Consider the following 26,298-nt stretch of genomic DNA (forward strand, 5'->3'; position numbering starts at 1 on the left):
GTCCTGTTCCCAAAGCCGACTCGACAGCAAATAAGAGAGTTTATTATGTCTAAATATCAAGAAGCGAAACGCGTTGTACGTGAATACTTCAGCGCAATGGAAAACGCAACTCACGAGAACGTGGCAGAAGTACTAAAAGCACACACTTCAGAAGATTACCTATGGCGTGGTGTTTACCCATTCCGTGAGCAACAAGGCGCTCAAGCAGCGGCTGACGTTTTCTGGGCTCCTTTGATGAAATCAATGACTCGCATGCAGCGTCGTCAAGACATCTTCATCGGTGGTGAGAACGAAGTAACATCAGGTGAAATCTGGGTAATGAGCATGGGTCACTTCATGGGTCTATTCGACGCTGAATACCTAGGCATGCGCCCAACTGGCAAAATCATGAACATCCGTTACGCAGAATTTAACTGTGTTGAAAACGGCAAGATCACTAAGACTGGCCTATTCCTAGACCTTCTAGGTGCGATGGACCAAGCGGGTTGTTACCCACTACCACCATCAACAGGTAAGCACTTCGTATACCCTGGTCCTCGTAATCACGATGGTCTACTGTTCGAAGACGCAGCACCAGAAGAAGGCGTAGCAACACTAGCACTAGTGAACAAGATGGTTGATGACCTATCTGCACTGAACGACAGCGGCGCAATGGGTTGCCCACCAGAAGTTCTTGAGAAGAGCTGGTCTAAAGACATGATCTGGTACGGTCCATGTGGTATCGGTGCGTCTTACACAATCCCTCGTTACCAACAGCAGCACCAATTGCCGTTCCGTAACAACCTAAAAGACAAGAAATTTAACGGCCACGTATGTCGTTTCGCAGAAGGTAACTTCTCTTGTTTCTTCGGCTGGCCAAACCTATCTAACACGCCAATCGGTGGTTTCCTAGGTATGACAGGTGGTGAAGTACGTGCAGACATGCAAGTGGTTGACGTTTACTACCGTGACGGCGACAAGCTATCTGAGAACTGGGTACTGATCGACCTTCCTTACTGGCTAAAACAGCAAGGTCTAGACGTGTTCGAGCGTACTCAACAGATCCTAAACCCTTCTCTATAAGAAGTCCTAGGGGCGGATTGTCAACCCGCCTTTATGTTGCCTGAGTCCCCTCTCGGTTCAGGCGACATGCTCCCAACTCGTGCCTCAAGGATGGGGCACAACCTCAAGATAGAACCCTTAATCAAAACGGGCAGAACGCACGGTGGCTTTCTGCGCCCTGAATAATGAGATTGATGATGAAAAAGTCGACCCTTTCTGCAGTGATTTTAGCAGCGCTTACTTCTAGCTCAGCCTTTGCTGCACACACTTTTGTTAATGACGCTGGCGACAGCCTAACCATCGATGGCCGTTTCGATCTTCGCTACCAAGACCGTGGCGGTGATGACAACGGTGAATGGAACAGCGGCAGCTCACGTTTCGGTTTGAAAGGCCAAATGGGTCTGGATAACGGCTGGACTGGTTTCGGTCACGCGGAATGGGGCTACAACTCTGGCGCGAACGGCGACAACATTTACGACCGCTTGCTATACGCAGGTGTTGATCACGAAAAATACGGCAAGATTGCTGCGGGTACTAAGCAGTGGTCTACCTTCTACGACGTAGCATGGTACACCGATTTAGGTCGTGTATTCGGTACTCGTGGCTCAGGTGTTTACAACCTAGCTGACTGGGGTATCGCATCCGGCGCGGGTCGTGCAGAAAACTCAATTACGTACCGTAATTCAATCAATGAAAAAGTGAGCTACGGCTTTACTTACCAAACCACGCGTGAAGATGTTGCTCTAGCAAGCAATGCGACAGCCTCATTGAAAAACGGCATGGGTGCGTCGATCACTTACAAACCGGTTGACGGCGTAACACTTGGTGCAGCTTACCATCAAAATGAAGTTGCGGATCTAGACGCAAGCGTGGTTGGCGTAGAAAACAGCGACAACATGCGCATCATGCTATTGGGCGCAAACTACAGCAACGGTGGCTTCTACGCGGGTGCGACTTTCCACGTTGGCGAAAACTGGGAAGCAGTGAGCCAAGGCGGTACGGACGTAATGTTCGATACCCTAGGTGGCGAAATCTACACTTACTACCACTTCGACAACGGCCTACGCCCAACGTTGAACTACAACTACATGGAAGATCGTGGTGACGAGACGCAAGGTTACGAGCGTAACTTGCTGATTCCTGGTCTTGAATACCACTTCCAGAAGAACAAATTCCTAGTTTGGACTGAATACCAGTTCGACCTAGGTAAAGATCAGTACGATGGCAGCGAATTCGAAAACCGTGATGATCAATTCGCGGCAGGTATTCGCTACTACTTCTGATAACCACGAGATAAGTTATTCCGGTTACATAACTTATTCGATTTAGTGGAAATGGGAAATAAGAGCAAGCCTTACCTTTTTTGGGTAAGGCTTTTTTCGTATGCAAAACATGAAATGTGACTTGGGTACTACCCAAATTGCGCCATCAAAGACAATCTAACCCTTTATTTACTTAAATCTTGCTTATTTCTCTTTATGACTACGTACCTATTTGTGTTAACCTAGTCACAGTTAAACTGACTTATGAATCAACTCACATGAATCCTGCAAAACAAACCGTAACATCGAAGGACGTTGCCAAACTGGCTGGCGTTTCTCAATCTACTGTATCGCGTGTGTTTGTTCCGGGCAGCTCAGTATCTGAAAAGACCAAGCAAAAGGTCTTCGAAGCCGCGAAAGCCCTAAACTACCGTCCAAATGCTTTTGCACGTAGCTTGACCACTAACGAATCTAAGTTGATCGGTTTGGTATTCCCCGATGCGGACTACCCTATCCACATGAAAACACTTCAATTGATTTCAAGTGAATTGCAGAAGCAAGGCTACTCAGCGGTGTTGATTCCATGGCAAGTGGATGATGAAGACAACCACTCGATCCCGAACATCTTCCAATACCGCGTAGATGGTGTCATTGCCGCTTCCGCTACCTTCAACAAATCACTGTATGAAGAGTGTGAAGAGTTCAATATCCCTATCGTTCAGTACGCGCGCGTCGTAGAAGGCACTAAGAGCAGTTACGTTATCAGTGACAACTACGAAGCTGGCCAACAAGCCGCGCAACTTTTGCACAAAAGTGGCGTGAAGAACGCGGTTTACCTGACGGGTGAAGTGCCAACATTTACCAACGACGAGCGCCAAAGCGGCTTCTGCTCTGAATTTGAAGACCTAACTAATAATACGCCACGCATCGTTGAAGCCACTTATGATTACGCTAGCTCACTCGACAAAATCCGCGAAATACTCGCTGATAAAAACCGACCAGAAGCCGTGTTCTGTGCGACCGACAACCTTGCAATGGCTGTTATGGATATTGCGCGTATCGAATGCGAATTGAGTATCCCGCAAGACTTACAAGTCATTGGTTTCGATAATATTCCGCAGACAGAGTGGTTGAGTTATCAGTTAACCACATTCCGCCAAGATTTTCGTCGTCTCGCTCGCGAATGCGTGAAGATCATTGTTGATCAAATCAATACTAAAAACGGTAGCTTGGTCAAAATGATGGTACCAGTGAAACTAATCGAGCGGCAGACAACGAAAGCTTGAATGACTAAAGCCAACCATTCGGTTGGCTTTTTTATTTGCTTTTGCTCAACCTCAATGGTCCATTTAGTGTTGTAAGCATTAATGAACCTCTGTATATTTATGAGCCATTACAGTATATGAACCAAACTTAAAAGGCGTATAGTCCATATGGCTACTTATCTTTACACACGTTATTCGCCAAAAAATCGAGCTTACCAAGAGCACCTTAATACTCTAAAAGCTTTTGCGCCCGAAGCTCAGCATTTTGAGGATAAGGTTCGTGGTTGCATGCCTCCAACCGAGAGAGAGGCATTCTTACAACTGCTCGATTCCGTCAGAGCAGGTGATACGATTGTGCTCTGGTGGCTAACGGCATTTGGTCGCGATTTTAGTCAGGCGTTAAATACAATCAAAGTATTACTAGCAAAAGGGGTCACACTGAAAACCGTTTGTGAACCACTCACATTTGAACCGGATTCTGTTCAAACTCAAACGCTACTCACCGTGTTATCTGGATATGGAAAAGTGCAGACTGAACATCGCCTGTTTGCCGCGGAGCAAGGGCGACAAGCCATTAAAGAGCAGCCAGATTTGTGGAAACAGAAATTTCGCGGACGCCCAGCAGACAAAACTAAACACCAACAGATCGCAACGTTGCTGTTAGAAGGCTATACGTTGAAGAGTGTTTCGGAGCAGTGTGATGTCAGCCTATCTACCGTAAAACGCGTCAAATCTAAGTTAAATGAAGTGGATGATGAAGGCTGCCTCAGAACACGAAAGCAAAGAGGTTATTCTGATGGTGATCCATCATGAGTCGCCCAATCAACTTTCGCACTATCTTACTCGCCTGTCTTATTATCAGTGTTGGCCAATTGAGCATGGGGCTTGTTATGCCCTCTTTGCCATGGATCGCAAAAGACTTTTCTATCTCCCTTGATCAAGCCCAACTGCTCGTGAGTATTTACTTACTCGGCTTTGGTCCCTCTCAGTTCATTTACGGTCCGGTATCGGATGCTTTGGGTCGAAAAAAAGTACTACTGACGGGTTTGCTCATCGCGATGTCTGGTCTATTAATGATCATTTACCTCAGTGACACCTTCACAGGCATGGTGATGGGGCGTTTTCTACAAGGCTTAGGAACTGGGTGCTGCGCGGTACTCGCGAGAGCATCGACTCGAGATAGATTTAGCGGTGATGAGCTCCCTGTCGCCATGTCTTATATCGCTATGGCAGCTTCGATCACGCCACTCATTGCGCCTGTGATTGGCGGCTTTATCAACTTCCACTTTGGTTGGAGTATGGTGTTCATTTCACTGCTAGGTTATGTCTCACTCGCTTGGGTAATCATCGCCTTTAAGTTTACAGAAACCATAGCAAAACGATCTGTTATTCCATCACCACGCAACATGCTTTTCCAGTATCGAGACTTGGTGACGTCACGTTACTTTATGAGTTTTGCCAGCATCAGTTGGTTAAACTTCAGCCTGATGATAACGACCGTGTCCGTGATGCCATTTATCATGCAAGACCAAATTGGCATGACATCCGATCAATACGCAATGTGGGCACTCATTCCCGCTTTAGGTATGTTAGGCGGCACCACGATTTGTAACCGAGTAAGGCCAATTATCGGCAACAAAAGAATGCTACTTTGTAGTCCATTCTTGCATCTCAGTGCTGCAATATGGTTGTTCTTCTGCCCGGTAGAACCGCTGTATTTAATGTTGGGGCAACTATTAATGATCTTAGGTAACGGCATTGCCCTACCTTGCGCGCAAACCATGGTAATGCAACCCTACAAAAAGCAGGCTGGTGCTGCAGCAGCCATGTCTGGAGGTGGACAAATGATCGTATCCTCATTGGTCAGCTTAACATTGGTACAGCTTGGTTTAAGCCAAGCCTGGCATCTATCAATCGTTATTGTGGTGTTTGCAGCAATAACGCTCACCAATATTCAACGAGGTTTTGGAGCAGATCAACCTTCAGAACAGTAACGAAAAGACTTACTATTGTCCTTATAATTAAGAACACATCGTATAAGCTTTAACTAAGGATAAGTTGGCGGGTACTAACATGATGTTGCATTTACGAATTGGCGCGCTACTACTCGCCACTTTTATATCCGCTGGCACCGCCGCGAAAGCCAACGAGTACTGGCAATTTGATAGTGACGATAACGGAATCACTATCTACTCTCGAGAGCATACCGACGGTTTAGTTGAGATTCGTGCTCGGATGTTCACACCCACCAGCTATGGCGCATTTTTAACGCTATTGGAAGATAGTGACAATATCCCGAACTGGATTGACAATGCCAGTCATAGCAGAGTTTTAAATCAAATATCAGCCACCGAAAACATCGTTTATACCCAATTTACGGCGCCATGGCCTGCAAAAAATCGTGATATGCTCACCTACTCTAAATATTGGGTCGATGAACTCGGGTTCACGATAAAAATCAAAAGCGCACCAGACTCATATCTTGCTGAACAAAAGGGCTATGTTCGCATTCGTTCGGTTGATGCAACTTGGGAATTACAAAAGCTCACTAATGGCACGACACTCATTGACTACAAAGCGTTTGCTGACCCCGGAGGCCTTTTGCCAATCTGGCTAATCAACAAACTATCAAAACAAAGTGCACGAGCAACATTTAGTAATCTAAGGAAAGAGTTACCAAAATATCAGCAATACTCCCATCCTCAGATAAAGGAGTAAACTTCACGTTTGCTCTTTAATTACGTTTACGGTGTTTGAAAAAAGTGCCCACAAAAGAGGCGAAGGCTAACCCTAAAAAGAGCCAAAATAAAGGGATAAACCCAAATGACTCTACTAATAAGCCATTTTCATCTACGTAAGAGCCCTGAGCGTGGTACGCAATTAAACATGCCACACCGCTCAAAAATAAAACTACGCTCAGTTTATATTTACGAATAAACCCCATCTAAACCTCAAGCAATCAATTGATATGTCTTCGACATATTGCCACCGCATATAGTTCACTCAAAAAACATATTGTCTCTATGTTTGCTCCAATCTTTATTAGAGGTCTTTTAGTCAGAGACAAGATAAAAACCCAAACATAAAGAATAAAAAGTCAAATTTAACTCAAAATATTATATGCGTTCTCAGAACTATCTTGACCTTTTTTCTCACATATACAGTGTAATTGTTATCATTTTGTTTGCTCAATGCTGCCAAAAATCGTTCACATCTCTCCCAAAATAATTAGTGTTCTAAATATTTTTATTGCTCTATACAAAAACAAATCAAACAACAAAAGACCTTTAAAATCAAAACTTAAGATTCATAAATCAATTGTAAAACAATAATAGAAACGAGTTGACCTCTTCATTTCTTTCGCTTTTTTAATTGAACGTCTAATCAAGTTAACGCACAATGCCATCGACAACTCACATAATAAATCATGAAAAAAAGGAAGTGTCTTCATGCATAATTTTTCAAAAAGTGCAGTGGCAACTTTAATCTCTGGCCTTTTGCTTGGAACTTCAGCGCATGCGGGAGTGAGTATCACACAGGGAAAGACCACGATCCCCGATGGCGAAGCTACACACGCTCAAGACATTACCGTTCAAAACGAACATGTCGCCTTCGCTCTCGCTGTTGAATCCGCACCACCATGGGGCGTACCGCGAGGAACATTGGTCGATTTGGCAGCAGTAAAGGATGGTAAAGTAGATCTTGACCGTGTTGCCTTTGCTGACTTCATTCCTAACAGCTGGTCCGCATGGCCGAATGATCGCAAGTCCATTGAAATTATCGAAGACAGCGACAATAAGGCGGTCATCAAAGTGAGCCGCAACTTCGATAACGTTGATATCACAACGTGGTATACGCTCGCTTCTGGATCTGACTCAATTGCGCTTAAAACGGTCATGACCAACCAAGGTAAAAAAGATCTCGCGTTAGAATCAGGGCACACCATTTGGCCAGACACTGGCTACCAATTTGCCGTGCCGGGGTTGGAAGGGAAAGAAGAATCCATGGCCGACAATGCCCTCGCCGATCGCATGGTCGCTTATGATCGAGACTGGGCCTTTGCACTTCATGCTCCTTATTTTGATCGCGTCAAATACAATGGTCGTGACATGTACCTAGGGCATACCTTGAAAGCAGGTGAAAGCCGCACTTTCCAATCCCGATTACAAGTGGTTCCAAATGGAGACATGGCCCCCATTGTCAAGGCAGAAGCTGACCGACTAGGACAAGCGACAGGCACCATCAACGGCCAATTACGCGCAGATAATGGTCATGTTCCTGAAGATGCTATCGTGATGATCGAAAAAGAAGGACAACCCTATGCCTGGACATTGGCCAAAGATGGCCAGTACAGCATGGCGCTGCCTGAGGGTGAGTACCAAATCTACGGCACAGCGACTGGTCACGCAAACAGCGAGCTGCAATCGATTCAAGTGGCGAGAAATAGCGAGCAAACACTCGATTTTACGTCTCTAAAACGCCCAGCAACTCTCTCACTTCAAGTTGAAGAGGCAACATCAGGTCTGGCCAAAGATGCGAGAATCACCATCCTTGAAGGTCAAGCGCCACCGGTTGAATTTTTGGGTAAACGCACCTTCTTTACCGATCTGCTGCCTGCAGGTCATGCGGAGCTAAAACTGGCACCCGGTCAATACAAATTAGGTATCAACTCTGGTGGAGGCTTTACAGCTAAAACCCAAACATTAGACGTAACCCTAACATCCGGTAAAACGACGAAGCAACGAGTAGAAGTGCCTCAAGTGACGTTTCCTAACCGTCAGCATTGGTATGGCGCAGATTTACACCATCATGGCAACGTGTTGGAAGGCGTTACTCCGCCAGAAATTGTTGTGCGCGCTCAGTTGGCAACGGATCTTGACCTGACTTTCATTAGCGATCATGACTCAACCATTAACCACCAGAAGTTTGCAGAACTATCTGCGAAACGTGGCGTGCCTTTCATCCCGTCGATCGAAGTTTCGCCATCATGGGGACATATGAATCCATTTCCTATCGATAATGGCGCCGAGCTAAAGGTCGATCCTGGCACTGCTGACGTTCACACGTTACTTGACGCCGTACATGAGATGGGGGCTGAAGTCGTACCGATGAACCATCCATACAACGATTATGGCTACTTTACGAACATCGCTAAAAATGCAGTCCCTGGTGGTAAAACGGATCGCTTCGACCTTATGGAGCTTAATGCGCGCGTAGACAATGAACCAACGTTGAAGAAAGCGCATAAACTCTGGGATCAAGGTGAAGCAATGTACTTTACGGCGGGAACCGACACCCACGATGCGTGGAACCAACTCACGGGGCAGATTCGAATGATGGCAAGAGTCGATGGAGAGCTAACGCCGTCGAAGTTTGCGCAAGCACTTAAAGCCGGCCATGGCTACGCAACACAAGGCCCTATTCTTTATCCGCAAAACATTATGTTTGGTGAAACAGCAACAGCTGGCGATACGTGGGATATCCACGTCGTTGCAGCCGATGGTCTAAAAGAAATTCGATTGATCGGTAAAGGCGGCAAAGTGCTGAATACCCTGACGATTAACCCGAAAGTTGATACTCAACGCATAGAGCTGTCTCTACCTATACCTAGCGACGCAGAGGGATGGATAAGTTTAGAAGTCGAAGATAAAGACGGCAGCACGGCCTGGAGTAACCCTGTTTGGTTGCAGTCATAGTCTTGATGAATGTCCGACTCGATGGTAAACAAACCTGAGTTCGACGATGAAATAAAGGCGGCACTGCGCCGCCTTTTTCTACTCGATGTTTTACTGCTGTGCAACCGTCACGGGTTTGGTCGCACCACGGTAATCAAACTCAAAACCAATACCTTGATCTGTTACATCCATCGTCATACCACCAACAAGCTCGCCTTGTAAGCTTTTCATAACATCATCAGGTAACGGCTCACCAGTCACGGCTGACGCACTTTCCAACACTTCCAAAATGCGTTCTGAATCGAAGTCAAAACTGAACAAGCCATTTGGAGAAAGTGGTTGTGCCATCACTTCTTTGCTCGCGTCTTCGGCATTCTCACCACTGTAGAGCGTAAAATGGTTTTCGTTTAAGCGAGCAAACACATCCATCTTCAAGCCTGTGTGCATTTCTAGCAGGTCACTGACATTAACTGGCTGGTTATCCGGCTGAATTTGTAATTGAGCAAGTTCAGGGACAAACATTTGCGCGGTTTGAATCAGCATCATTGGATCATTGGCAGATAGAGACAACATACCATCTAGCTGGCTAAATACTTCACCGTGCTGAGCATTAGTGTCAACGTGGATATCAAACATTTGCAGGCTTAATCCTTTCAGGCCGTTAACCATGCCGGAGCCCATGCTCACAGCTGCGGCTGGGTTTTGGCCACCCATCTCTTGCTGCATTTGAGTCAATAAAGAACATTGGTACTGAGGCTGAGTCAAGTCGCTCCAAATCTGACCAATCGATGGCGCTAGCGTATTAATGTCTAAACCAAGCGCCATGCTAAAGAAGCTCTTATCATTGTTCGATTCTGCCAAAACGCCACGAATCGACTTAAGCGCATCTAGAATCACTTTATTTTTCGATTCAACAACAAAAGCACCTTTAATGAATGCCTGCTCGCCTTTCAACTTGTATTCCGCAAATGCGACGGATTGAGGCCAGTTTTCTGCAACTTGAGTAAGTTCAGTATGACAGGCTGGTGAACGCATCTCCTGAATAGTCGGCTCAGGATCAATGGCATCCAGCATGCTGACTTGACGCGCAAAGATATTGCCATCTTTCGTCGTCAAACCTTTAACCAATTCACGGTGATCAAAGTAACCGAAAGAGTTATTGTTTTCGCCGTATTTAGCCTGCAACGCCGCTAGGCGTCCACTCTCCGCAATGTTTTGACTTGGTGACTCAAGTCCCAATGCCATTTTAAGCGGGTTTTGAACACCCAGTTGCGGAATATCAACCGTTAACGTAAGTACGTTGTCAACCACGGCAACAACCAAGCCAATGCCATCTTGCGGGTCAACTGAATCTGTCATCTCGTAACGACGAAACTCCACTTCACCAAGTTTAACCAGCTCGTGCTTAGCACCGCTCATCTGCTCTTCGTGATCCAATGTTTTCCATAACGCGGCAGGGTCTTCAATCTTCAATTTGTACACTGGTACCATACCGATTGTGTACAACACAGGGTTAATATTTTCTCCGGTACCTAAGTAGGCTTTTAACGTTTCTGGCGATGCTGCGCTCTCCAGATATCCATCAAACAAGTTAACGGCAAACTGTTGCTGTGGAGAAAGTGGTTCATCGGCAAAAAGTTCAGCAATCGAGCCTTGGTTAGCCGTGCCAAATGCATTCATGTATTTATAATGATTAAAAGGTTCCGTCTGATACGTCACCATGAGCGAATCCGCAGGAACTTGCGAAAGTAGTGATACTGAATCACTCGGGGTAGTATTGTTTTGGTACAGGTAGCCAGCGCCCCCTGCAGCTGCGACCACTGCTGTAGCCAATAGTAGTTTTTTCACGACCAACTCCGTTGTCATAGTTATGTGTTCCTAAGCGAAATATTACGCTTAGGTTTAAAGCCTTTGAATAGCACTTTTATATCGACCGCTATCATAAACAAGTTATCGATATAATGAATGTCGGTTTGATAAATTATCCAACATTTATAAGGTAAACCGTGAAGTAAGTTGAATTGCGTGAGGATGCTATTGGCAATATTCACAATCTAATTTCTCGGATAACCACCTTACAAATCAAAATCTTCAGTTCAATAAAGCGATTTGGAGTAACTACGACCAAAAGCGCTAGGATATTAAATCTTTATTGAGTCTTTTATCTAATATCTGAAAACGCCTCACGGCCTGACACTTCTTTCCAATTTGCCTCTAGCGGTCCCCGTTCGTTTTCCTTACATTCCCGTTAACTCAGTGACGAGACGTATACCAGATACGAGCAGTAGAAGACGATGAAAGACCAGTTGACGATCTCTATATCAACCATCAATGGCTCCAGACATTGGTACTTCAGTAAAAGGATGCAACGCAATCTAAAAACGTTTTTATGCTTTTTTGTCATTGCTCTGGCCGCAACCGCGATCTTAATTCATCACTTGTACACTCGCGTCGATAATGCCGCGTTAAAACAAGCTGAATTGACAGAACATTCGCGCACTATGGGTGAAGAGCTCAGCACACTGAAAGCATTAAAATCCGAGCTGGAAAGCGATCTCTCAGAGCGAGAAGAGCGAGTACAACTTGTTTCGGAGCGTTTGGGAGAGTTAGAGAAAGTCCTTGGAGTTGGAGAACATACTACCACGGATAATTTGGATGCCCGACTTGATGCGGCGGCGATTACGTCGAACGTTCGCATGGTGTTGTTAAACCAAATACCAAGCGGGTCTCCGGTCGGTAAAGCGCGGCTCTCTTCTCGCTTCGGTAAGCGCATTCATCCGGTGACAAAAGTCGCTAAGATGCATCGCGGGCTCGATTTTGCCGTGAATACCGGTACTAAGGTTTATGCCCCAGCAGATGGGGTTGTGGAAGTCACCCGCCGCAGCAATAAAGGCTCTGGTAACTTCCTCAGGCTGCAACATTCTTTCGGTTTTTCGAGTTCTTATTCGCACTTGAAAAAGTTCAAAGTAAAAAGTGGTCAGTTCGTCAAAAAAGGACAACTGATTGCAATTTCCGGCAACAGTGGGCTCTCTTCTGGCCCTCACCTTCACTACGAGGTGCGTTTTGTTGGGCGAGCACTGAATCCGAAGCCATTTGTCGATTGGAGCCTCAATGATTTCGAAGACATTTTTACTAAGGAGCGAAGAATACGATGGGAATCTTTAATCAAAACCGTGGAACAACGAGTAGCTCAGCAGCTTCAACTCTCATCGCCAAAGGCTGTGCTGTTAGCGGAGAACTCAAAGTAGAAAACGATGTCCAGATTGATGGCATCGTCGATGGTCAAATTAATGTAGAAGGCACTCTCGTCGTTGCAGAAAGCGGCCGAGTAAACGGTGAGATCTACGCTAAGCAACTGATCATCAATGGCATGATGGATGGTAACTGTCACGCAGAACACATTCAAGTACTTGCCAAGGGACGTGTAAGTGGGAGGATCTGGAGTAATAACCTCAGCATCGAACCTGGTGGTAAATTCTTTGGTGAGGCGGCCGAATTACCTGAAAAAGAAGTGGTGACACTGAAAGGGAAGACTCAAGAGAACGCCAGCACGAAAGAAAACAATACCAACAATGAAAAGCGGCCTGCGCGTAAATCAGCGTAAACTCTTTGGTTAAAGTGCATAAAAAAGACGGCTTTCACGCCGTCTTTTTTATTACTAGAGACACGAGCGTCGTCAGAAGCTACAGTGATTATTCGGCCGGGTTTAAAATCATCACCGAGCGCTTTGCTTGTGGACCAAAAGCCGCTCTCGCATGCGCTTTCACTTCTTCTAATGCCACACTCTTAGCCGCTTTTTCAACGTCAAGTAACACATCGACGCCGTAATCATGCACCAAGTAGCGTGTATACGACCATGCGCGCTGAGCAGGGTTATCATCTAATCCTTGCATCGCTACCGCCAATTGCTTCGCTGCCGTATCCACTTCTTTTTGCGTGATGTTCGAAGCTAAGTCATCAAACATTTTGCCTAACTTGCTATCTAAAACTGCCACGTCTTCGGGCTCAAATTGAGATTCCAAGAGCCAATCAGAGATTGGTTCGCGATCTTGCGTCACGGTGTAAATATTTGGGCTGTAATCGAGACTAGACTCTTCTCGAACAATATCCAAGACACGCGCATTACTGATACGTTGCAAAATATCTTCGATAACCGTATCCCTTGCCGTACGTTGGTAATCGTTCGTGTTAGTCAAACGCATTACATACAAGGATGAAGGTTCATGACCATCCGCAACGACTGTTCGCGCCGGCACGTCGGTGTTGAACGCAACATGGTAATCAATCGAACGACTCGGTTTCATCTCGATGGAGGCCACATACTTACGCAAGAGTGGCGTAATTTCTTCCGGCTCGACATTGGCCACAATGACCATCTTAAAACCATCATTAGTTTTGAAAAGTTGCTCATGCACCGCCAGTATCTGCTCGGAAGTCACTTGTTCAACATCATCACTGGACACTATACGATGACGACTACCTGGCAAATAAGAATTGCCGTTTGCTTTTTGAATCAGTTTTCCCATCGGTGATTCAAAAAAAGCACCGCTCTGCTGCTTAAACTCTTGCTTCGCTGCCGCCATCTGGCGCTCGTCGACTTTAATCTCCGTCGCTAGATTGTATAGTCCATTCAACGCGTAAGTTAAATGCGTTGTTGGCGCGGTAATTTGTGAACCGTGACTGGTCGCATCAAGAATCGCGCTAAGCGCAATGTTATTTTTGCGTAAGTAACTGTCTAACTCTGAACCAGAAAATGCCCCTAACCCACTGCGTATCGCCGTCGTTGCAGCGATTTCATACGCAGCATATAACGCTGGATCAACGGCGGCTTTACCGCCTTGGCTAGCATAGTAAATATAAGCTCGGCCACCCGCTTTGGCATCTTTTTGGAACCACACTTCGACACCGTTTGATAGCGTATAAACTTGAAAGCCTCCCGCTTCCTGACGCATGCTAGTGATGGTACCTTCTTGAGTAGGCTGTAAGAATCCATCCACTTTGTCATACATCTCTAACGGTTTTTCGCCCGTTTGGAGGTAGGCACTGTATAGATCGGTAAATACATCATTGAACTGAGCTGACGTTTCACTTTTCCCTAACCCAATCACAAAGATCGGTTGCTCAGACAACAAGGCATTCAATTGCGTGTTAATGCTCTCTAGATTCTCGTTGTTGATGAATTCAGACAAACTCTGGGCGTAACTCTCTTTTGATTGACTCACACTGCCTTGGTCAATTTGAAAAACGCGCGCTTCTGCATAACTGTTTGGCTTACGTTGGTCCCAGTCTGAATCAATATTTGCGAGCTCACCTTGCCAATTTGACATGATGCTCTCTAACTCAGATTGGGTCGCACCATAATCTCTCAGTGACGCCAACGTGCTGATGAAAGTTTGATGCATTTGTTCACGACGCTCAGGCGAAAACGAAATACCTGCCGACATCATGCGCTGGTAGTTGGAGTAGTAAGGCTGGGCATAAGCATACTGAAAAGGTTCAGCGGCATCATTAAGTACACGAATCAGACGTTGTTGAATTAGCTGTGTTGCGACTTCATCACGCCACACTTGATGCTGTTGTTCAATCGTAGTGCTGCCACTTAGACCACGCTCAATCACTAAATGAAGGCTTGGTGATTCCATCGTGTTACTTGGCAAGATTCGGTTTTGGTTGTTCACTCGAATATCGCGGCGCTTCTCTATTACGGTATCCGAGGTGCTTTCCCAGTTCGAGAATTTGTTTTCGATAATATTGGACAGTGAATCCACGTCGATATTACCGGTCACAACCAACTCGGCATTTTGTGGTTGGTACCACTTGTCGTAAAACGCTTTTAGCTTGCTTGATGAGGCATTTTGAATCGCTTCGCGAGTACCAATTGGGTCGTGTTCACCATACATAGTGCCTTCAATCGACGCTTGATAAGCATGCATGGAAAAGGACTTATCATCCGGGTTAGCACGTCGCCATTCACCAAGGATCACCCCTTTTTCTTTCTCTACTTGTTCAGGAGCAAACTGAAGTCCGTTTCCGATATCTCTCATCCACTTCAGGGCATCTTCCAGCTTTGTATTATTGGCAAGATCAAGTTGGTAAGAAGTTTGCTGATAAGTGGTAAAGGCGTTGATATCGGCACCAAAGCTACCACCAGATTGCTCGAAAAGTTTAACAACGTCGTTGCCGGTAAAATGCGTGCTGCCATTAAACGCCATATGCTCAACAAAGTGAGCGTAACCTTTTTGATTGGTTTCTTCTTGGAATGAGCCGACATTCAGAACCAAACGGACCGATACTTCTTGGTCTTTTGTTGGGTAAAGATGGTATTTCATACCGTTCGATAACTGGTCGACATGCCAATTGGCGTCAGGCTGAATCGGCGTCGATTGTTGTGTCAGAGCACACCCTGACAGTAATAACGCGGGGACTAACAATATACTGCGCATAACTATTGCCCATAACAATGATTAAGCCGATCAATATAATCCTCGTTCGATGACCTTCACATTTTTAATGGATTATTTACCACTCAAACGTGACGCAAATCACCTTTTAATGAAATTAATTATCATTTACAAAAATAGACAAATCCTTACTTTACAAATAGATAAATAACACAGCTTAAAAGCCTTTTTCTTATTTGATGTAAAACTCAAAATCGCGACATGGAGTCAGTATTTATTTTGAGCAATAAAATATAATTATTGAACAGATTCGAATCTGACTTTCTGCTGCATATTCAACGGCTCGGTGAGTCCTGATGAGAATAAAAACACAACAACTATTATTCAAAGATCTATTATTCGCTTTATGTTCAAAAATCTATCATTAAAAAACAAACTGGCGATCTCTGCCAGTGCTGCCATCATTCTCGGGGGAGTGCTGGTAGAAGGGCTGTCTTTTCGAGATTCATTAAACAGACTGGATGTCGAAGTCGCGCAACGATTAGAAAGCACTAGCGCATCTTACAATCAATACGTAAAGGACTGGTTACTCTCAAAAGAGCGTGCACTGACGTCACTCTCTTCCGATTCAGAGAAGCGTTCTCTGGTTACGCACTTGAAACAAGTCCGAGACTCTGGCGCGTTTGATAACGTCTTTCTCGCTTACCCAGACGGCTCACAAGACAACGCTAATGGGGTGGTTTTGCCACCAGGTAATAACGACCCTCGCAAATGGGGTTGGTACACCAACGCCATTGCCAATCCATCGAAAGTCTTTATGGATAACCCAACCGTCGCAGCGGCCACGGGGGCCAACGTCGTGTCGCTTGGTAAAGCACTGCAACTACATGGTCAAACCGTCGTTCTGGGTGCTGACGTCGAGATCGGTGATATTCTGAACAGCCTCAACCAAGTGATCCTACCGGGTGAAGGCTATATGTTTATTGCCAATGAACAAGGCAATATTTTCACCCATAACGACGGTAAGCTGCTGAACCAACCTGTTAGCAAGCTAGGCCTAAACAACAGCGATATTACCTCTGCCGCACGTTCCGGCACAGAGCGTCGTGTCTCGATTAACAACACCGAATATGTGGTTTACGCGCGCCATATTGAGGGCACCAAACTCACAACAGTGACGGTGTTAGATCAAAACTCGTTGGTTGCCCCACTCTACGATGCTGTTTGGGATCAGATCATCGCAACCACCATCGTCGTCGTTATCTGTGTAGCTTTGTTTAATCTGCTATGTAACATCTTGTTCCGTCCGCTCTACAACGTTTCGAATGCGCTCGCACAAATCGCAAACGGCAGCGGCGACCTAACTCAACGCATCAAAGTAGAAAACCGTGACGAAGTTGGTGAGCTGGCTGAAAACTTCAACCAGTTCGTTGAAAGTTTGCAGCAACTTATTGGTCACATTCGTCACCAAGCGGAAGAACTGAGCCAACAATCGGAGCTGAGCACGAATCGCGCGAATCAATCGGTTTCCGATCTGAACCATCAGCAACAAGAAATCACTATGGTGGCGACCGCTGTGACTGAAATGGCATCGGCAACGCAAGAGATTGCAGCACATGCAGAGCAGACGGCTAAAGCCGCTCAAGACTCTTCAGCAAGCACACAAAACGGTCATGAGTTGGTGATCAACTCCAAATCGTCCATCAATAATTTGTCTTCTGAAGTCAACCAAGCGAGCGTTGTCATCGGTGAGCTCAACCAGCACGCGCAAGACATCTCAACCGTGCTATCAACGATTCGAGACATCGCAGAGCAAACCAACTTACTGGCTCTGAATGCGGCGATTGAAGCGGCACGTGCAGGTGAACAAGGTCGCGGTTTTGCCGTTGTTGCAGACGAGGTTCGCGTGCTATCACAACGCACACACACCTCAACCGAAGAGATTCGCTCGACGATCGAGACTTTGCAGCAAACCACACAACGCGCAGTGACCATCATGGATACAAGCTCTCAGCTCGCGCAAGGTTCGGTGGAAGATGCTGATCGCGCAGCACTGGCTCTGGATGAAATCAACGCGGCCGTTGCGCTGATCAGCGATATGGCAACACAAATTGCGACCGCCGCCGAAGAGCAAACGCACGTAACCAATGAAATCACACAAAACGTCACGTCAATTAAAGATGTAACTGATCACTTGGTGGTTGGTGCCGAAGAATCGATGAATCAATCTGCTGAGCTGAAATCGCAAGCTGAGGATCTCAATTCGAAAGTGGCAACGTTTAAACTGGCTTAAACGCCACATTAAGGACACTCTTAAAAACAACAAACCCCGCTAGCAACTTTGTTACTAGCGGGGTTTGTTTTTATGGATCGACGTTTTTATTGAAGATAGCTTTCGAAAGACGTAAACCTACACCGCCACACACATCGGCGTGCCTGAGATTGGGTCGTTAAATACTCTCGCTTGTAAATCAAACACCGATGCCAACATACCTTCTGTCAGTACCTCTTGCGGTGTTCCCTGCGTGACTAACTGACCTTTTTCCAACACCACCAAATGATCGCAGTAACGGCACGCTTGGTTTAGATCGTGCAGCACTACGACCACTGTTTTGCCTTTGTCGTTCATTTGCCTCATGAGTTTCATCAGCTCAACTTGGTGAGAGAGATCCAAGTAAGTGGTTGGCTCATCAAGCATCACTACGTCGGTATCTTGCGCCATTACCATCGCAATCCACGCCCTTTGCCTTTGACCGCCAGACAGCGATTCAACTGGCTTGTCAGCAAACTCAATCACGCCAGTATCTTGCATTGCTTGCTCGACTAAGGCTTTGTCTTGCTGACTTAACCGCCCCCAGTGAGAGAGATAAGGCGAGCGGCCATATTCGACCAGTTTTCTGACTGTAATACCTTCAGGACTGACAAGAATCTGCGGCAGCAAAGACAACGAGCGTGCCAAGCATTTATCACCGTAGCTGCTTAGTGGTTTGTCGCCATACAACACTTGGCCAGAAGCTGGTTTATTGATGCGTACCAAGGTTTTTAATAGTGTCGACTTACCGCAACCATTTGGGCCAACAAGCGCGGTAATTTTACCTTGAGGAATCGACAAAGAGAGATCCGGAATGATGGTCTGTTTGCCGTACGCGACGGATAAATTCTGCGTTCGTAACATGCTTACCAACCTCGATAACGATACAAAAGAAAAATGAAATATGGTGCGCCAATAACAGAAGTCAGCACACCCGCTGGCAGCTCAATTGGTGGCTGTAAGCCTCTCGCTAGACCATCGGCGCAAATCACCAACAGCGCGCCAAGGGTTGCAGAAGCAGGAATCAACAACTTGTGATTGTGACCAAACAGCAAACGCGCAAGATGCGGCGCAAGCAGGCCAACAAAGCTGATCGTGCCTGCCACAGACACGCTGATGCTCGCCAATAGCACGGCAGCAATCAACGCAAGAATTTGGATCTGTTTTGGTTTCGTGCCAAGTGTAGTGGCGCTTTCTTCTCCCAGTCCCATCACATCTAACCGCCATGCCAGCCAAAACGCCAATGGCAGTAGCAGCAATAGAGCACTCCAAATAAACGGCACTTGTTGCCAGTTTCGTCCCCACAAACTACCCGTTAGCCAGACCATCGCCGTATTGATTTCGATAGGGTGCACAATCAGAAGAAAGTCGATACCGCTGGCTAAAAACGCGCTGACAGCAACGCCAATCAGCGCCAAGCGCGCAGGCGTTGGCTTCGACCAATAAGCCAACACTGCAATAAAGCCTGCGGCAAGCAAGCCTCCCGCCATAGCGACCATCGGCAACATTGCCACCGGCGCATTCGGATACAACACCAAGCAAGCGGTAGCCGCCAGCCCTGCCCCTGCGCTTATCCCCATTAAATCTGGGGAGGCAAGTGGATTACGGATGACGCCTTGCACTAAAACGCCTGATAGCCCTAATCCAGCGCCCACGCCAATAGCGAGCAACATTCTCGGCAGTCGATATTGGTGAATTACAAAGTCCGAATCAGAGAAAGAAAACAGCAATGCAAAAACCTGTTGAGCCGACAGATTCGCCGCGCCAACAAACAGCGTGAGAGACGATGCAATCAGCAAAAGCCCAAGCAGTGCCATCAATTTGGTTTGATTCATCATGATGATTTCCTCATTGCAATCGCGATAAAGCAAGGAGTGCCCAACAGTGCGGTAATCACGCCCACCGGCGTTTCGGCCGGAAAGGCAATCGCGCGTGACAAAGCATCTGACCACGTCACCAATGCCGCGCCACACAAAGCGGAAACCGGAATAAGAATGTGATAGTTGTGACCAACAATCGGGCGTACCAAGTGCGGCACTAACAATCCGACAAAGCCAATTGGCCCAGCAATCGCCACGCTAGTACCCGCCAACAGCACAACCGCTAAACCACTGATTAATCGCGTAAGACGAAGGTTACCACCCAACCCAACAGCAACTTCGTCCCCCAACGCGAGTAAATTTAAGTTTCGCGCTAATCCCATGGCGAGCACCAAACCTAAAGTCGCAAAAGGCCACAGTTGCTGCCACTGCTGAGAATCTACCGCAGAGAGTGAACCCGTTAACCAATGCAACACGCTGTAAGCCATGTCATCTGCCAAAATTACCGACGCACGAGTTAACCCTATCAGTAGCGCACTGATGGCAATGCCCGCCAACACCAAACGCAACGGGTGAGAACGCGCAGAGAAAAAACCGCCCAACAACATGACCACACCACCACTTAGTAGCGCACCGAATACTGCGTTGATGATGGGGTTCAATTGACTAAAGAATGGTACGCCGATGGAAGCCAAGGCCATAAAACACGCCGCACCAGCATTAATGCCGAGAATGGATGGCGACGCCAAAGGGTTGCGAGTTAACCCTTGCATCAGCACACCGGATACCGCAAGCGAAGCACCAATCAATAACCCCGCATAGGCGCGAGGAGCGCGCAACGTCGCGAGGATTTGATGCAGCATATTGCCCTCATCAAATGCAAACCAATAGCTTGTCAGGTCATTAACACTCAAGGAAAAGTTAGACCAGCCAATCATTGAGGCGGTATAGCCTGACAGCGTACACAACGCCATAGCACAGACAAACAAGCTCGCTTTCCAATGCAGTTTGCTAACCGAAGTCGGGCTTTCTGAGCTTATCGAAGCACTCATGAGCGCCCCAATAACGCTTCAAGGTTGCGGGCAATTTCTTCCGCCGCCAACATGCCACGATTTAATGACCACAGTTCCGGAGAGACTTCGACCAGTTGCTGCTTTTTCGCCGCAGTTAGCAACTTAAATAATGGATTTTTGCGCCATTCATCCACGATATTTGGTTGAGAGTAAAGTCCAACTAGTAACCAATCAGGGTTGGTTTTTAGTAAAAGTTCGAAGCTGGTTGGGATATACGCATTGTGCTCAGACGGAGCCAGAGGGCTTTGGATGCCTAGTGTACTCAAAACGCCACCAGCGTAAGAAACCGGGCTATGCAGCCACATCCCTTTATCGGAAACCACACCAAACTGTATGGTTTCTTGTGTCGAAAAATACTGTTTGAACTCCGCCATGGTCTGTTTGTGCTGCTCGATTCGTTGCGTCATTTGCGCTTGCTTGCCAATTGCCACGCCGATTTTGTGTGCGGATTCGAGATTTTCTTGATATGTCTCACCACGGCTTTTTAGCAGCAAAGTTGGCGCAATTCGCTGCAAATCTTGATAAATCGCACGATGACGTTCTGCATCAGCAATGATCAAATCCGGCTTGAGCACCGCAATCGCCTCTAAACTCGGTTGTGAGCGCATGCCGACCGATTGCCAAGGTTCAATCTTGGCTCGAACAGCAGGGATAACTCGTGTGGCATCGTTGTCATCGGCAACGCCTACCGGTGAGACATCGACTGCCGCTAATGCATCGACAAACGAAAACTCTAAAACCACAATACGTTGTGGTATCGCTTCTAGCTCAAAAGTGCCTTGCTCATCTTGCACGCTGCGCGCCTGAGAAAATGCGCTAAATGACATCAAAGCTGAGCTCAGTAGCATCAGCAAAACGGTTGAAAAGTGTTTGATCGTAAATTGTTTTTTATTTTTCATCTTGCTTTTTCCAGTGCTAAGATCGGCAAAGTCGCCAAGGTAAATTGGCGACTTTTCTTTTCAGACTCGGTGAACGAAACGCTTAAAACTGATAGTTCAGAGCCAGCGTGTAAGAGCGTCCCGGAGCTGGGTATCGACCAACTGGGCTGGTATCAATCCCACGGAAGTAATACTCCTCGTCAAACAAGTTGTTTACTGCAACATTCATGCGCAACTTGCCTTTGTCGTCTTTGTATAAATCCGTGCCTAAATTGAAGTTCCACACCATGTAAGACGGCACTTTGCCCGTTTCACCTATTGCGTCTTCGGCACTGGTGTTGGCGTTATCGGTATACGAATCACTGAAGTAGAAGCCCGATAGCGTGGTGTCCATGCCGTAAAATGCGTAGGTTGCATCCCAACCAAGCTGATGCTTAGAGGTGTAAGGCAGTTGATTACCTTTATTCTCACCTTCTTCTTCAAGCGTAGCGTCTAGATAGTTATAGCTTGCGCCTAAACTCAGTGCAGGTAGTGCTTCAGGCACGTAACGAGCAGAAAGCTCTAAACCTTGGTGAAGGGTTCTACCTATATTTTCAGACGTATTTGTCGCACTCCGCCACTGCAACTGATCCTTAAAGTCAATGCGATACAAAGCTGCATTGAAGCTTGTTGAATCTTGAACATACCGAACGCCAAGTTCGTAGTTCCAAGCCAACTCACTGCTTTCCTTACCGACCCCTCGAACATTAACAAGCTGAGGAACGCGAAGAGATTTCTGCGCATTGGCATAGCTCAGCCATTGTTCATTCCAGTTATATGCGATCGTCACACCAGGCAATAATTCAGTCACCTTGTTTCCAGATTCTTGCCCGCTGCCCAAATCTTTATAGGACATATCAACAAATTCATAACGAAGTCCGGGCGTGACTTTTAACGCACCATTAAACAACCCGACTTCGTTGCTCACATATCCTGCGTACGCATCGGTATCAAGGTGCCAGTTTCGCGGTACATTTGTGGCTCCGCCTGACACTGGTGTTTGTGTCACTTTATATTGAATGTCTTCATTAATGTAACGAGTCCCTATAATCCAGTTTTGCGTAATGGCACCTCCATCAACAAAAACAGCAAGCTTAGGTTCGATACCATAAACACGGAACTCTCGTGGTGAAGTACTTACTTTCGTAGAAGGCAGAGCCGGATCCGCCCAATGGCCACCAGCGCTGTTAAAGCCCCACTTGAAAAGACGCTCTGATTTGTGACCAAACGTTAGCACTTCTAGCTCGGCACTGTCGGCAAATGGCAAATCGTGGATGTACTTAACACTCCAGCGTGTCGACTTACCTTCATAATCATCGTACGGGCGTTTCGATTGGTGACGATCTTGTTCGTAGTCTTGTGGCGAAAGTGCGCCCGGCATTTGCGTTTCAGCATCGTAACGTTGCAGGAATGCTTGAATCTCTTGAGTGTCACTCAATAGCCACTGTGCTTTAGCTTGAAAGTTCTTCACGTCCGTATCGGAATGTTCACGGAAGCTTTCACCTTTTAGGAAGTTACCTTCCAACTGCAGTGCAAACGTGTCGCTTAACCAGCCGCCCGTGCGCAGGTAAAAATCATTCAGCGGCGCATCACCGCCATCAAACACGGTAAGGCGGTTACTGATTTCAGTTTGCCACGTGTGTGGAATCGGTTTGGTCACTAAGTTGATCACACCACCGACGTTGTTTGGGCCGTACTGTACTGCGGCACCACCGCGTACAATGTCAATACGATCAAGCATCGACAGTGTTGCTGGGAAGATAGACTGACCAGTGTGACCATATGGCGCAAGTGTTAGCGGTACACCATCCATCAAAAACTGAGCATGACCACTACGGCTTGCTTTCAAACCACGTACAGAAATGTTAGGCAATACGCCCGTTCCGCTTTCATCCTGAACTTTAATACCCGGCACGCGCTGCAGCGCGTTATCAATCGAACCTGCGGCGGTTTTCTCAATTTGATCACGGGTAATGACGGTACGAGCACCAGGGTACTCTTTGACGTCTTCAATTTCAGATTTACCAATCACGCTACCAGTGACAACGACGGTTTCCATCGCGGTAGTTTGTTCTTTTTTAGCAGGAGCGGCAACCGCGCTCATGGATGTGGCAGAAGCGATTGCAATCGCAAGCACACTGTAAGTGGTAGACAAACCAGCACGTACACGCACTTTACCATCCAAATTCTGGTAAGACATTAAGATCTCCTTTGCGAGAAATTGAGCCTCGGGCAGAATACATCCCGTAGGCTCTCGGGGCTAAACATCCTCAATATGAGGTAAAAATTGGCTAACAGGCGCTAACTACGCACAAAAAGCCTAGAACTGATATCCGTAGCTAAGCATGAACTCGGCTGGTGCGCCGTAGCCAATCTGGTTTAGGCCAGACGTGCCGTTTGTTGCGCCAAGAATGTATTTCTCATCCAAAATGTTGTAAGCGTTCGCTTGGATCTTGTGACGACCAGTGGTGTACGCCGCCATCAAATCCACCGTGGTGTAATCGCCAAGTGCGACGGCTTCGTCGTTACCTGCATAACGGTCGCCCACGTATTTCACGCCGCCACCCAAACGCCAGTTGTCATCCAATTGGTAAGTGCTCCAAAGGGAGAACAAGTGGTCTGACACATCATTCGGCTTTTTACCTGTGGCTTTGTCTTCTGCGTCCAAGTAGCTGTAACCAACAGAGATATCCCACTGTTTGGTGATTTGGCCGCGAGCTTCTAGCTCAATGCCTTGGTGACGTACTTCAATTTTGTCGATGACATCGCCGTCTACGTTGGTTTGTGGCTGCTCTTGGTCGATCTGGAACAGTGCCGCATTCAACATTAATGCGTTATCCAGCAGGTACGCTTTCGCCCCCACTTCTTTTAGGTCTGTATGGAAGAATTCCGCCAACTTTGGATTGATGTAGATGCCTGCGTACGGCAACTGCCAAGAGCGCGCTAAACTGGCGTAAACGGATGTGTCGTAATTGATGCGGTATACCAAACCAGTGCGGTAGCTGACTTTGTCATCGTCCAATTTTTCCTTTCCTGCGCCCGCTTTTTGCTGTTCGAGATCCATCGAGTCGTAACGCACATTACCGATCACAGAAAGGTCGCCCCACGTGTACACATCTTGCACGTACACACCCGTGGTTGTGGTGGTATTGTCACGGAATGGTTTGAAGCCCGGATCGGGTGTTGGGCCCACAACTGGGTTGTAGATATTTTGCGGAGGAAGCGTTTTGTCACTTGCCAACGTCAGGTCGATATCAATTTGGTTGAAATCCGCGCCCAACATCAATTGGTTGTCGTTGGTTTCCCAAATCAGCTCAGATTGCAAAGTGGTTGTAGTACGAGGATCGTAGCCAAAGTTATTCACGGTTTGAGACACTTCATTGCCCGTCACTTTGCCCTGACGCGTGCCTTTTTGCTCAAGTTCGATATGGTTGAACGCCGCTCGGTTGTTCCATACCCATTGATCGTTCAAACGCCATTCATAGTCCACTGCAACGCGAAGACTGTCCGACTCCTGATAATCGTTCGTGCCACCAAAGTAAGTACTCACTGGCAAATCAACTGGCTTGCCATTTTTTGATGGCACACCACGATATGGCACTAATTCTTGATGGGCGTATTCAACGTCAATATCAATGGTATGACCGTCCGCTGGCAACACGCGAATGGTCGGCGCGATGAAGAAATCGTTCGAATCAACATGATCGACGTAAGAATCGGCCTGACGGTATTCCAAGTTAATACGTCCGTTGACCTTGTCAGAAAATGCCATTGAGCTGTCGACTTGACCAACATATTGGCTGTTGCTGCCCACACTGCCTTTTACGTGGGTGAAGTTATCGCCGTTTGCGCGCTTCGTCACCAAGTTGATGATGCCACCTGCCGAGCCACGGCCATACAGCGCGCCTGCCGGGCCTTTCACAATTTCAACGCGCTCAACGTTCGCCAAGCTGCGATAAGACTGCAACGTACCGTCGTCTCGCATACCGTCACGGTACATATCATTGAGTGAATCAAAACCACGGATCATGAACTGATCGCGGCTGCCTTCGCCCAAGGTGTTATTGACCCCTGCAACCCCATCTAACGCATCCACTAAGCGCACCGCGCCACGATCTTGCATTTCCGTTTTGGTCACCACCGAGACCGCTTGCGGCACATCAAGCCACTCGACGTCCGTTTTGGTGCCCGATTGAGGCATATGTTCAGCGTAACCTTCGTACTGGTGTCCGTAGACTTGAATGGTTTCGGTTGCCGATGGGGTTGAGTTTGTCTCTTCTGAAGCCACTGCGCTTGGTACCACTAGTGAAGAACCAATCGCGACCGCCAAAGGGGTCAGGGTCAATAATTTATTCATTCCATAATTCCGTTTAGTTGTTATAAAGCCAACGGATAGAAATAAGAACAAATATTATTTACATTTGCAATATTAATTTTATGCTCTATATTTATTTACCCTAAAAACACAAGCAACAACAAAAAATCAAACACAATAACAATAAAGACCAAACCTTCTGCCCCATAGCCTCGCGA

General features: G+C 46.8%; 19 protein-coding genes. 10 read left to right on the plus strand and 9 right to left on the minus strand.

Features of this window, described 5'->3' with window-relative positions; genetic code table 11:
* The first annotated feature begins 45 nt into the window (after nt 1-45).
* The 6 genes from MSG33_RS07045 to MSG33_RS07070 all read left to right on the plus strand — a co-directional run bounded on the left by MSG33_RS07045 (nt 46) and on the right by MSG33_RS07070 (nt 6,286).
* Nucleotides 46-1,062: a nuclear transport factor 2 family protein gene (locus tag MSG33_RS07045; protein WP_005374772.1), complete on the plus strand. Its 1,017-nt coding sequence runs from the start codon at nt 46-48 to the stop codon at nt 1,060-1,062.
* Between the two features lie 176 nt (nt 1,063-1,238).
* On the plus strand, nt 1,239-2,324 hold the full coding sequence (locus MSG33_RS07050; RefSeq protein WP_248380378.1) for a porin: 1,086 nt from the start codon (nt 1,239-1,241) through the stop codon (nt 2,322-2,324).
* Between the two features lie 257 nt (nt 2,325-2,581).
* The gene (locus MSG33_RS07055; RefSeq protein ID WP_182033939.1) at nt 2,582-3,589 is read left to right on the plus strand and encodes a LacI family DNA-binding transcriptional regulator; all 1,008 of its coding nucleotides are present in this window, start codon (nt 2,582-2,584) and stop codon (nt 3,587-3,589) included.
* A 147-nt stretch (nt 3,590-3,736) separates the two neighbouring features.
* Nucleotides 3,737-4,381 (plus strand): recombinase family protein, encoded by a 645-nt coding sequence (locus MSG33_RS07060; protein ID WP_005395606.1) that lies wholly within the window; start codon nt 3,737-3,739, stop codon nt 4,379-4,381.
* The gene (locus tag MSG33_RS07065) at nt 4,378-5,562 is read left to right on the plus strand and encodes a multidrug effflux MFS transporter (RefSeq protein ID WP_248380380.1); all 1,185 of its coding nucleotides are present in this window, start codon (nt 4,378-4,380) and stop codon (nt 5,560-5,562) included. The genes MSG33_RS07060 and MSG33_RS07065 overlap by 4 nt, the downstream gene beginning before the upstream one ends.
* A gap of 79 nt (nt 5,563-5,641) precedes the next feature.
* Entirely contained in the window at nt 5,642-6,286 is a 645-nt protein-coding gene (locus tag MSG33_RS07070) for an START domain-containing protein (RefSeq protein WP_174856113.1), read from the plus strand.
* Nucleotides 6,287-6,302: 16 nt separating this feature from the next.
* Here MSG33_RS07070 and MSG33_RS07075 read toward each other — a convergent pair whose 3' ends face one another.
* Nucleotides 6,303-6,512 (minus strand): DUF3955 domain-containing protein, encoded by a 210-nt coding sequence (locus MSG33_RS07075; protein ID WP_199804528.1) that lies wholly within the window; start codon nt 6,510-6,512, stop codon nt 6,303-6,305.
* Nucleotides 6,513-7,017: 505 nt separating this feature from the next.
* On the opposite strand from MSG33_RS07075, the gene MSG33_RS07080 reads away from it, so the two are divergent.
* A complete protein-coding gene (locus MSG33_RS07080) occupies nt 7,018-9,264 on the plus strand; it encodes a CehA/McbA family metallohydrolase (protein ID WP_248380382.1) in 2,247 nt (748 codons plus the stop codon).
* Nucleotides 9,265-9,354: 90 nt separating this feature from the next.
* Here the strand turns inward: MSG33_RS07080 and MSG33_RS07085 are convergent, their stop codons facing one another.
* A complete protein-coding gene (locus MSG33_RS07085) occupies nt 9,355-11,109 on the minus strand; it encodes a hypothetical protein (RefSeq protein WP_176319837.1) in 1,755 nt (584 codons plus the stop codon).
* Nucleotides 11,110-11,537: 428 nt separating this feature from the next.
* Between MSG33_RS07085 and MSG33_RS07090 the strand changes: the two genes are divergently transcribed.
* Both MSG33_RS07090 and MSG33_RS07095 read left to right on the plus strand, forming a co-directional pair.
* Nucleotides 11,538-12,491, plus strand: coding sequence for a M23 family metallopeptidase (locus tag MSG33_RS07090; RefSeq protein WP_005395595.1), 954 nt, complete (start codon nt 11,538-11,540; stop codon nt 12,489-12,491).
* A complete protein-coding gene (locus tag MSG33_RS07095; RefSeq protein ID WP_074190324.1) occupies nt 12,395-12,847 on the plus strand; it encodes a polymer-forming cytoskeletal protein in 453 nt (150 codons plus the stop codon). The genes MSG33_RS07090 and MSG33_RS07095 overlap by 97 nt, the downstream gene beginning before the upstream one ends.
* 88 nt (nt 12,848-12,935) lie before the next feature.
* On the opposite strand, the gene MSG33_RS07100 is transcribed toward MSG33_RS07095, so the two are convergent.
* Nucleotides 12,936-15,686, minus strand: a complete 2,751-nt coding sequence (locus MSG33_RS07100) for a M16 family metallopeptidase (protein ID WP_248380384.1) — start codon at nt 15,684-15,686, stop codon at nt 12,936-12,938.
* A gap of 364 nt (nt 15,687-16,050) precedes the next feature.
* Here MSG33_RS07100 and MSG33_RS07105 point away from each other — a divergent pair, with 364 nt between their 5' ends.
* A complete protein-coding gene (locus MSG33_RS07105) occupies nt 16,051-17,937 on the plus strand; it encodes a methyl-accepting chemotaxis protein (RefSeq protein ID WP_048625453.1) in 1,887 nt (628 codons plus the stop codon).
* 117 nt (nt 17,938-18,054) lie between these two features.
* On the opposite strand, the gene fecE is transcribed toward MSG33_RS07105, so the two are convergent.
* From fecE to MSG33_RS07135, 6 genes are all read right to left on the minus strand, one after another.
* The gene (fecE, locus tag MSG33_RS07110; protein ID WP_140140901.1) at nt 18,055-18,819 is read right to left on the minus strand and encodes a Fe(3+) dicitrate ABC transporter ATP-binding protein FecE; all 765 of its coding nucleotides are present in this window, start codon (nt 18,817-18,819) and stop codon (nt 18,055-18,057) included.
* A 2-nt stretch (nt 18,820-18,821) separates the two neighbouring features.
* Nucleotides 18,822-19,793, minus strand: a complete 972-nt coding sequence (locus MSG33_RS07115; RefSeq protein ID WP_062858899.1) for an iron chelate uptake ABC transporter family permease subunit — start codon at nt 19,791-19,793, stop codon at nt 18,822-18,824.
* Nucleotides 19,790-20,827 (minus strand): iron chelate uptake ABC transporter family permease subunit, encoded by a 1,038-nt coding sequence (locus MSG33_RS07120; protein ID WP_248380386.1) that lies wholly within the window; start codon nt 20,825-20,827, stop codon nt 19,790-19,792. Before MSG33_RS07120 ends, MSG33_RS07115 begins: the two co-directional genes overlap by 4 nt.
* Nucleotides 20,824-21,747 (minus strand): Fe(3+) dicitrate ABC transporter substrate-binding protein FecB, encoded by a 924-nt coding sequence (locus MSG33_RS07125; RefSeq protein ID WP_248380388.1) that lies wholly within the window; start codon nt 21,745-21,747, stop codon nt 20,824-20,826. The genes MSG33_RS07120 and MSG33_RS07125 overlap by 4 nt, the downstream gene beginning before the upstream one ends.
* A gap of 82 nt (nt 21,748-21,829) precedes the next feature.
* The gene (locus MSG33_RS07130; protein ID WP_248380390.1) at nt 21,830-23,965 is read right to left on the minus strand and encodes a TonB-dependent siderophore receptor; all 2,136 of its coding nucleotides are present in this window, start codon (nt 23,963-23,965) and stop codon (nt 21,830-21,832) included.
* A 120-nt stretch (nt 23,966-24,085) separates the two neighbouring features.
* On the minus strand, nt 24,086-26,122 hold the full coding sequence (locus MSG33_RS07135) for a TonB-dependent siderophore receptor (protein WP_025790542.1): 2,037 nt from the start codon (nt 26,120-26,122) through the stop codon (nt 24,086-24,088).
* Between the last annotated feature and the right edge of the window lie 176 nt (nt 26,123-26,298).

Origin of the sequence: Vibrio sp. 1CM7H (assembly GCF_023161645.1) — a bacterium.
GTDB classification, from domain to species: domain Bacteria; phylum Pseudomonadota; class Gammaproteobacteria; order Enterobacterales; family Vibrionaceae; genus Vibrio; species Vibrio diabolicus.

What these genes read in the sequence shown, in the direction of transcription:
- MSG33_RS07045 (WP_005374772.1), top strand. Translation starts at nt 46, where the DNA reads ATGTCTAAATATCAAGAAGCGAAACGCGTTGTACGTGAATACTTCAGC.
- MSG33_RS07135 (WP_025790542.1), bottom strand. Translation starts at nt 26,122, where the DNA reads ATGAATAAATTATTGACCCTGACCCCTTTGGCGGTCGCGATTGGTTCT.
- MSG33_RS07130 (WP_248380390.1), bottom strand. Translation starts at nt 23,965, where the DNA reads ATGTCTTACCAGAATTTGGATGGTAAAGTGCGTGTACGTGCTGGTTTG.
- MSG33_RS07070 (WP_174856113.1), top strand. Translation starts at nt 5,642, where the DNA reads ATGATGTTGCATTTACGAATTGGCGCGCTACTACTCGCCACTTTTATA.
- MSG33_RS07050 (WP_248380378.1), top strand. Translation starts at nt 1,239, where the DNA reads ATGAAAAAGTCGACCCTTTCTGCAGTGATTTTAGCAGCGCTTACTTCT.
- MSG33_RS07065 (WP_248380380.1), top strand. Translation starts at nt 4,378, where the DNA reads ATGAGTCGCCCAATCAACTTTCGCACTATCTTACTCGCCTGTCTTATT.
- MSG33_RS07095 (WP_074190324.1), top strand. Translation starts at nt 12,395, where the DNA reads ATGGGAATCTTTAATCAAAACCGTGGAACAACGAGTAGCTCAGCAGCT.
- MSG33_RS07085 (WP_176319837.1), bottom strand. Translation starts at nt 11,109, where the DNA reads ATGACAACGGAGTTGGTCGTGAAAAAACTACTATTGGCTACAGCAGTG.
- MSG33_RS07060 (WP_005395606.1), top strand. Translation starts at nt 3,737, where the DNA reads ATGGCTACTTATCTTTACACACGTTATTCGCCAAAAAATCGAGCTTAC.
- fecE (WP_140140901.1), bottom strand. Translation starts at nt 18,819, where the DNA reads ATGTTACGAACGCAGAATTTATCCGTCGCGTACGGCAAACAGACCATC.
- MSG33_RS07125 (WP_248380388.1), bottom strand. Translation starts at nt 21,747, where the DNA reads ATGAAAAATAAAAAACAATTTACGATCAAACACTTTTCAACCGTTTTG.
- MSG33_RS07075 (WP_199804528.1), bottom strand. Translation starts at nt 6,512, where the DNA reads ATGGGGTTTATTCGTAAATATAAACTGAGCGTAGTTTTATTTTTGAGC.
- MSG33_RS07055 (WP_182033939.1), top strand. Translation starts at nt 2,582, where the DNA reads ATGAATCCTGCAAAACAAACCGTAACATCGAAGGACGTTGCCAAACTG.
- MSG33_RS07080 (WP_248380382.1), top strand. Translation starts at nt 7,018, where the DNA reads ATGCATAATTTTTCAAAAAGTGCAGTGGCAACTTTAATCTCTGGCCTT.
- MSG33_RS07120 (WP_248380386.1), bottom strand. Translation starts at nt 20,827, where the DNA reads ATGAGTGCTTCGATAAGCTCAGAAAGCCCGACTTCGGTTAGCAAACTG.
- MSG33_RS07115 (WP_062858899.1), bottom strand. Translation starts at nt 19,793, where the DNA reads ATGATGAATCAAACCAAATTGATGGCACTGCTTGGGCTTTTGCTGATT.
- MSG33_RS07090 (WP_005395595.1), top strand. Translation starts at nt 11,538, where the DNA reads ATGAAAGACCAGTTGACGATCTCTATATCAACCATCAATGGCTCCAGA.
- MSG33_RS07105 (WP_048625453.1), top strand. Translation starts at nt 16,051, where the DNA reads ATGTTCAAAAATCTATCATTAAAAAACAAACTGGCGATCTCTGCCAGT.
- MSG33_RS07100 (WP_248380384.1), bottom strand. Translation starts at nt 15,686, where the DNA reads ATGCGCAGTATATTGTTAGTCCCCGCGTTATTACTGTCAGGGTGTGCT.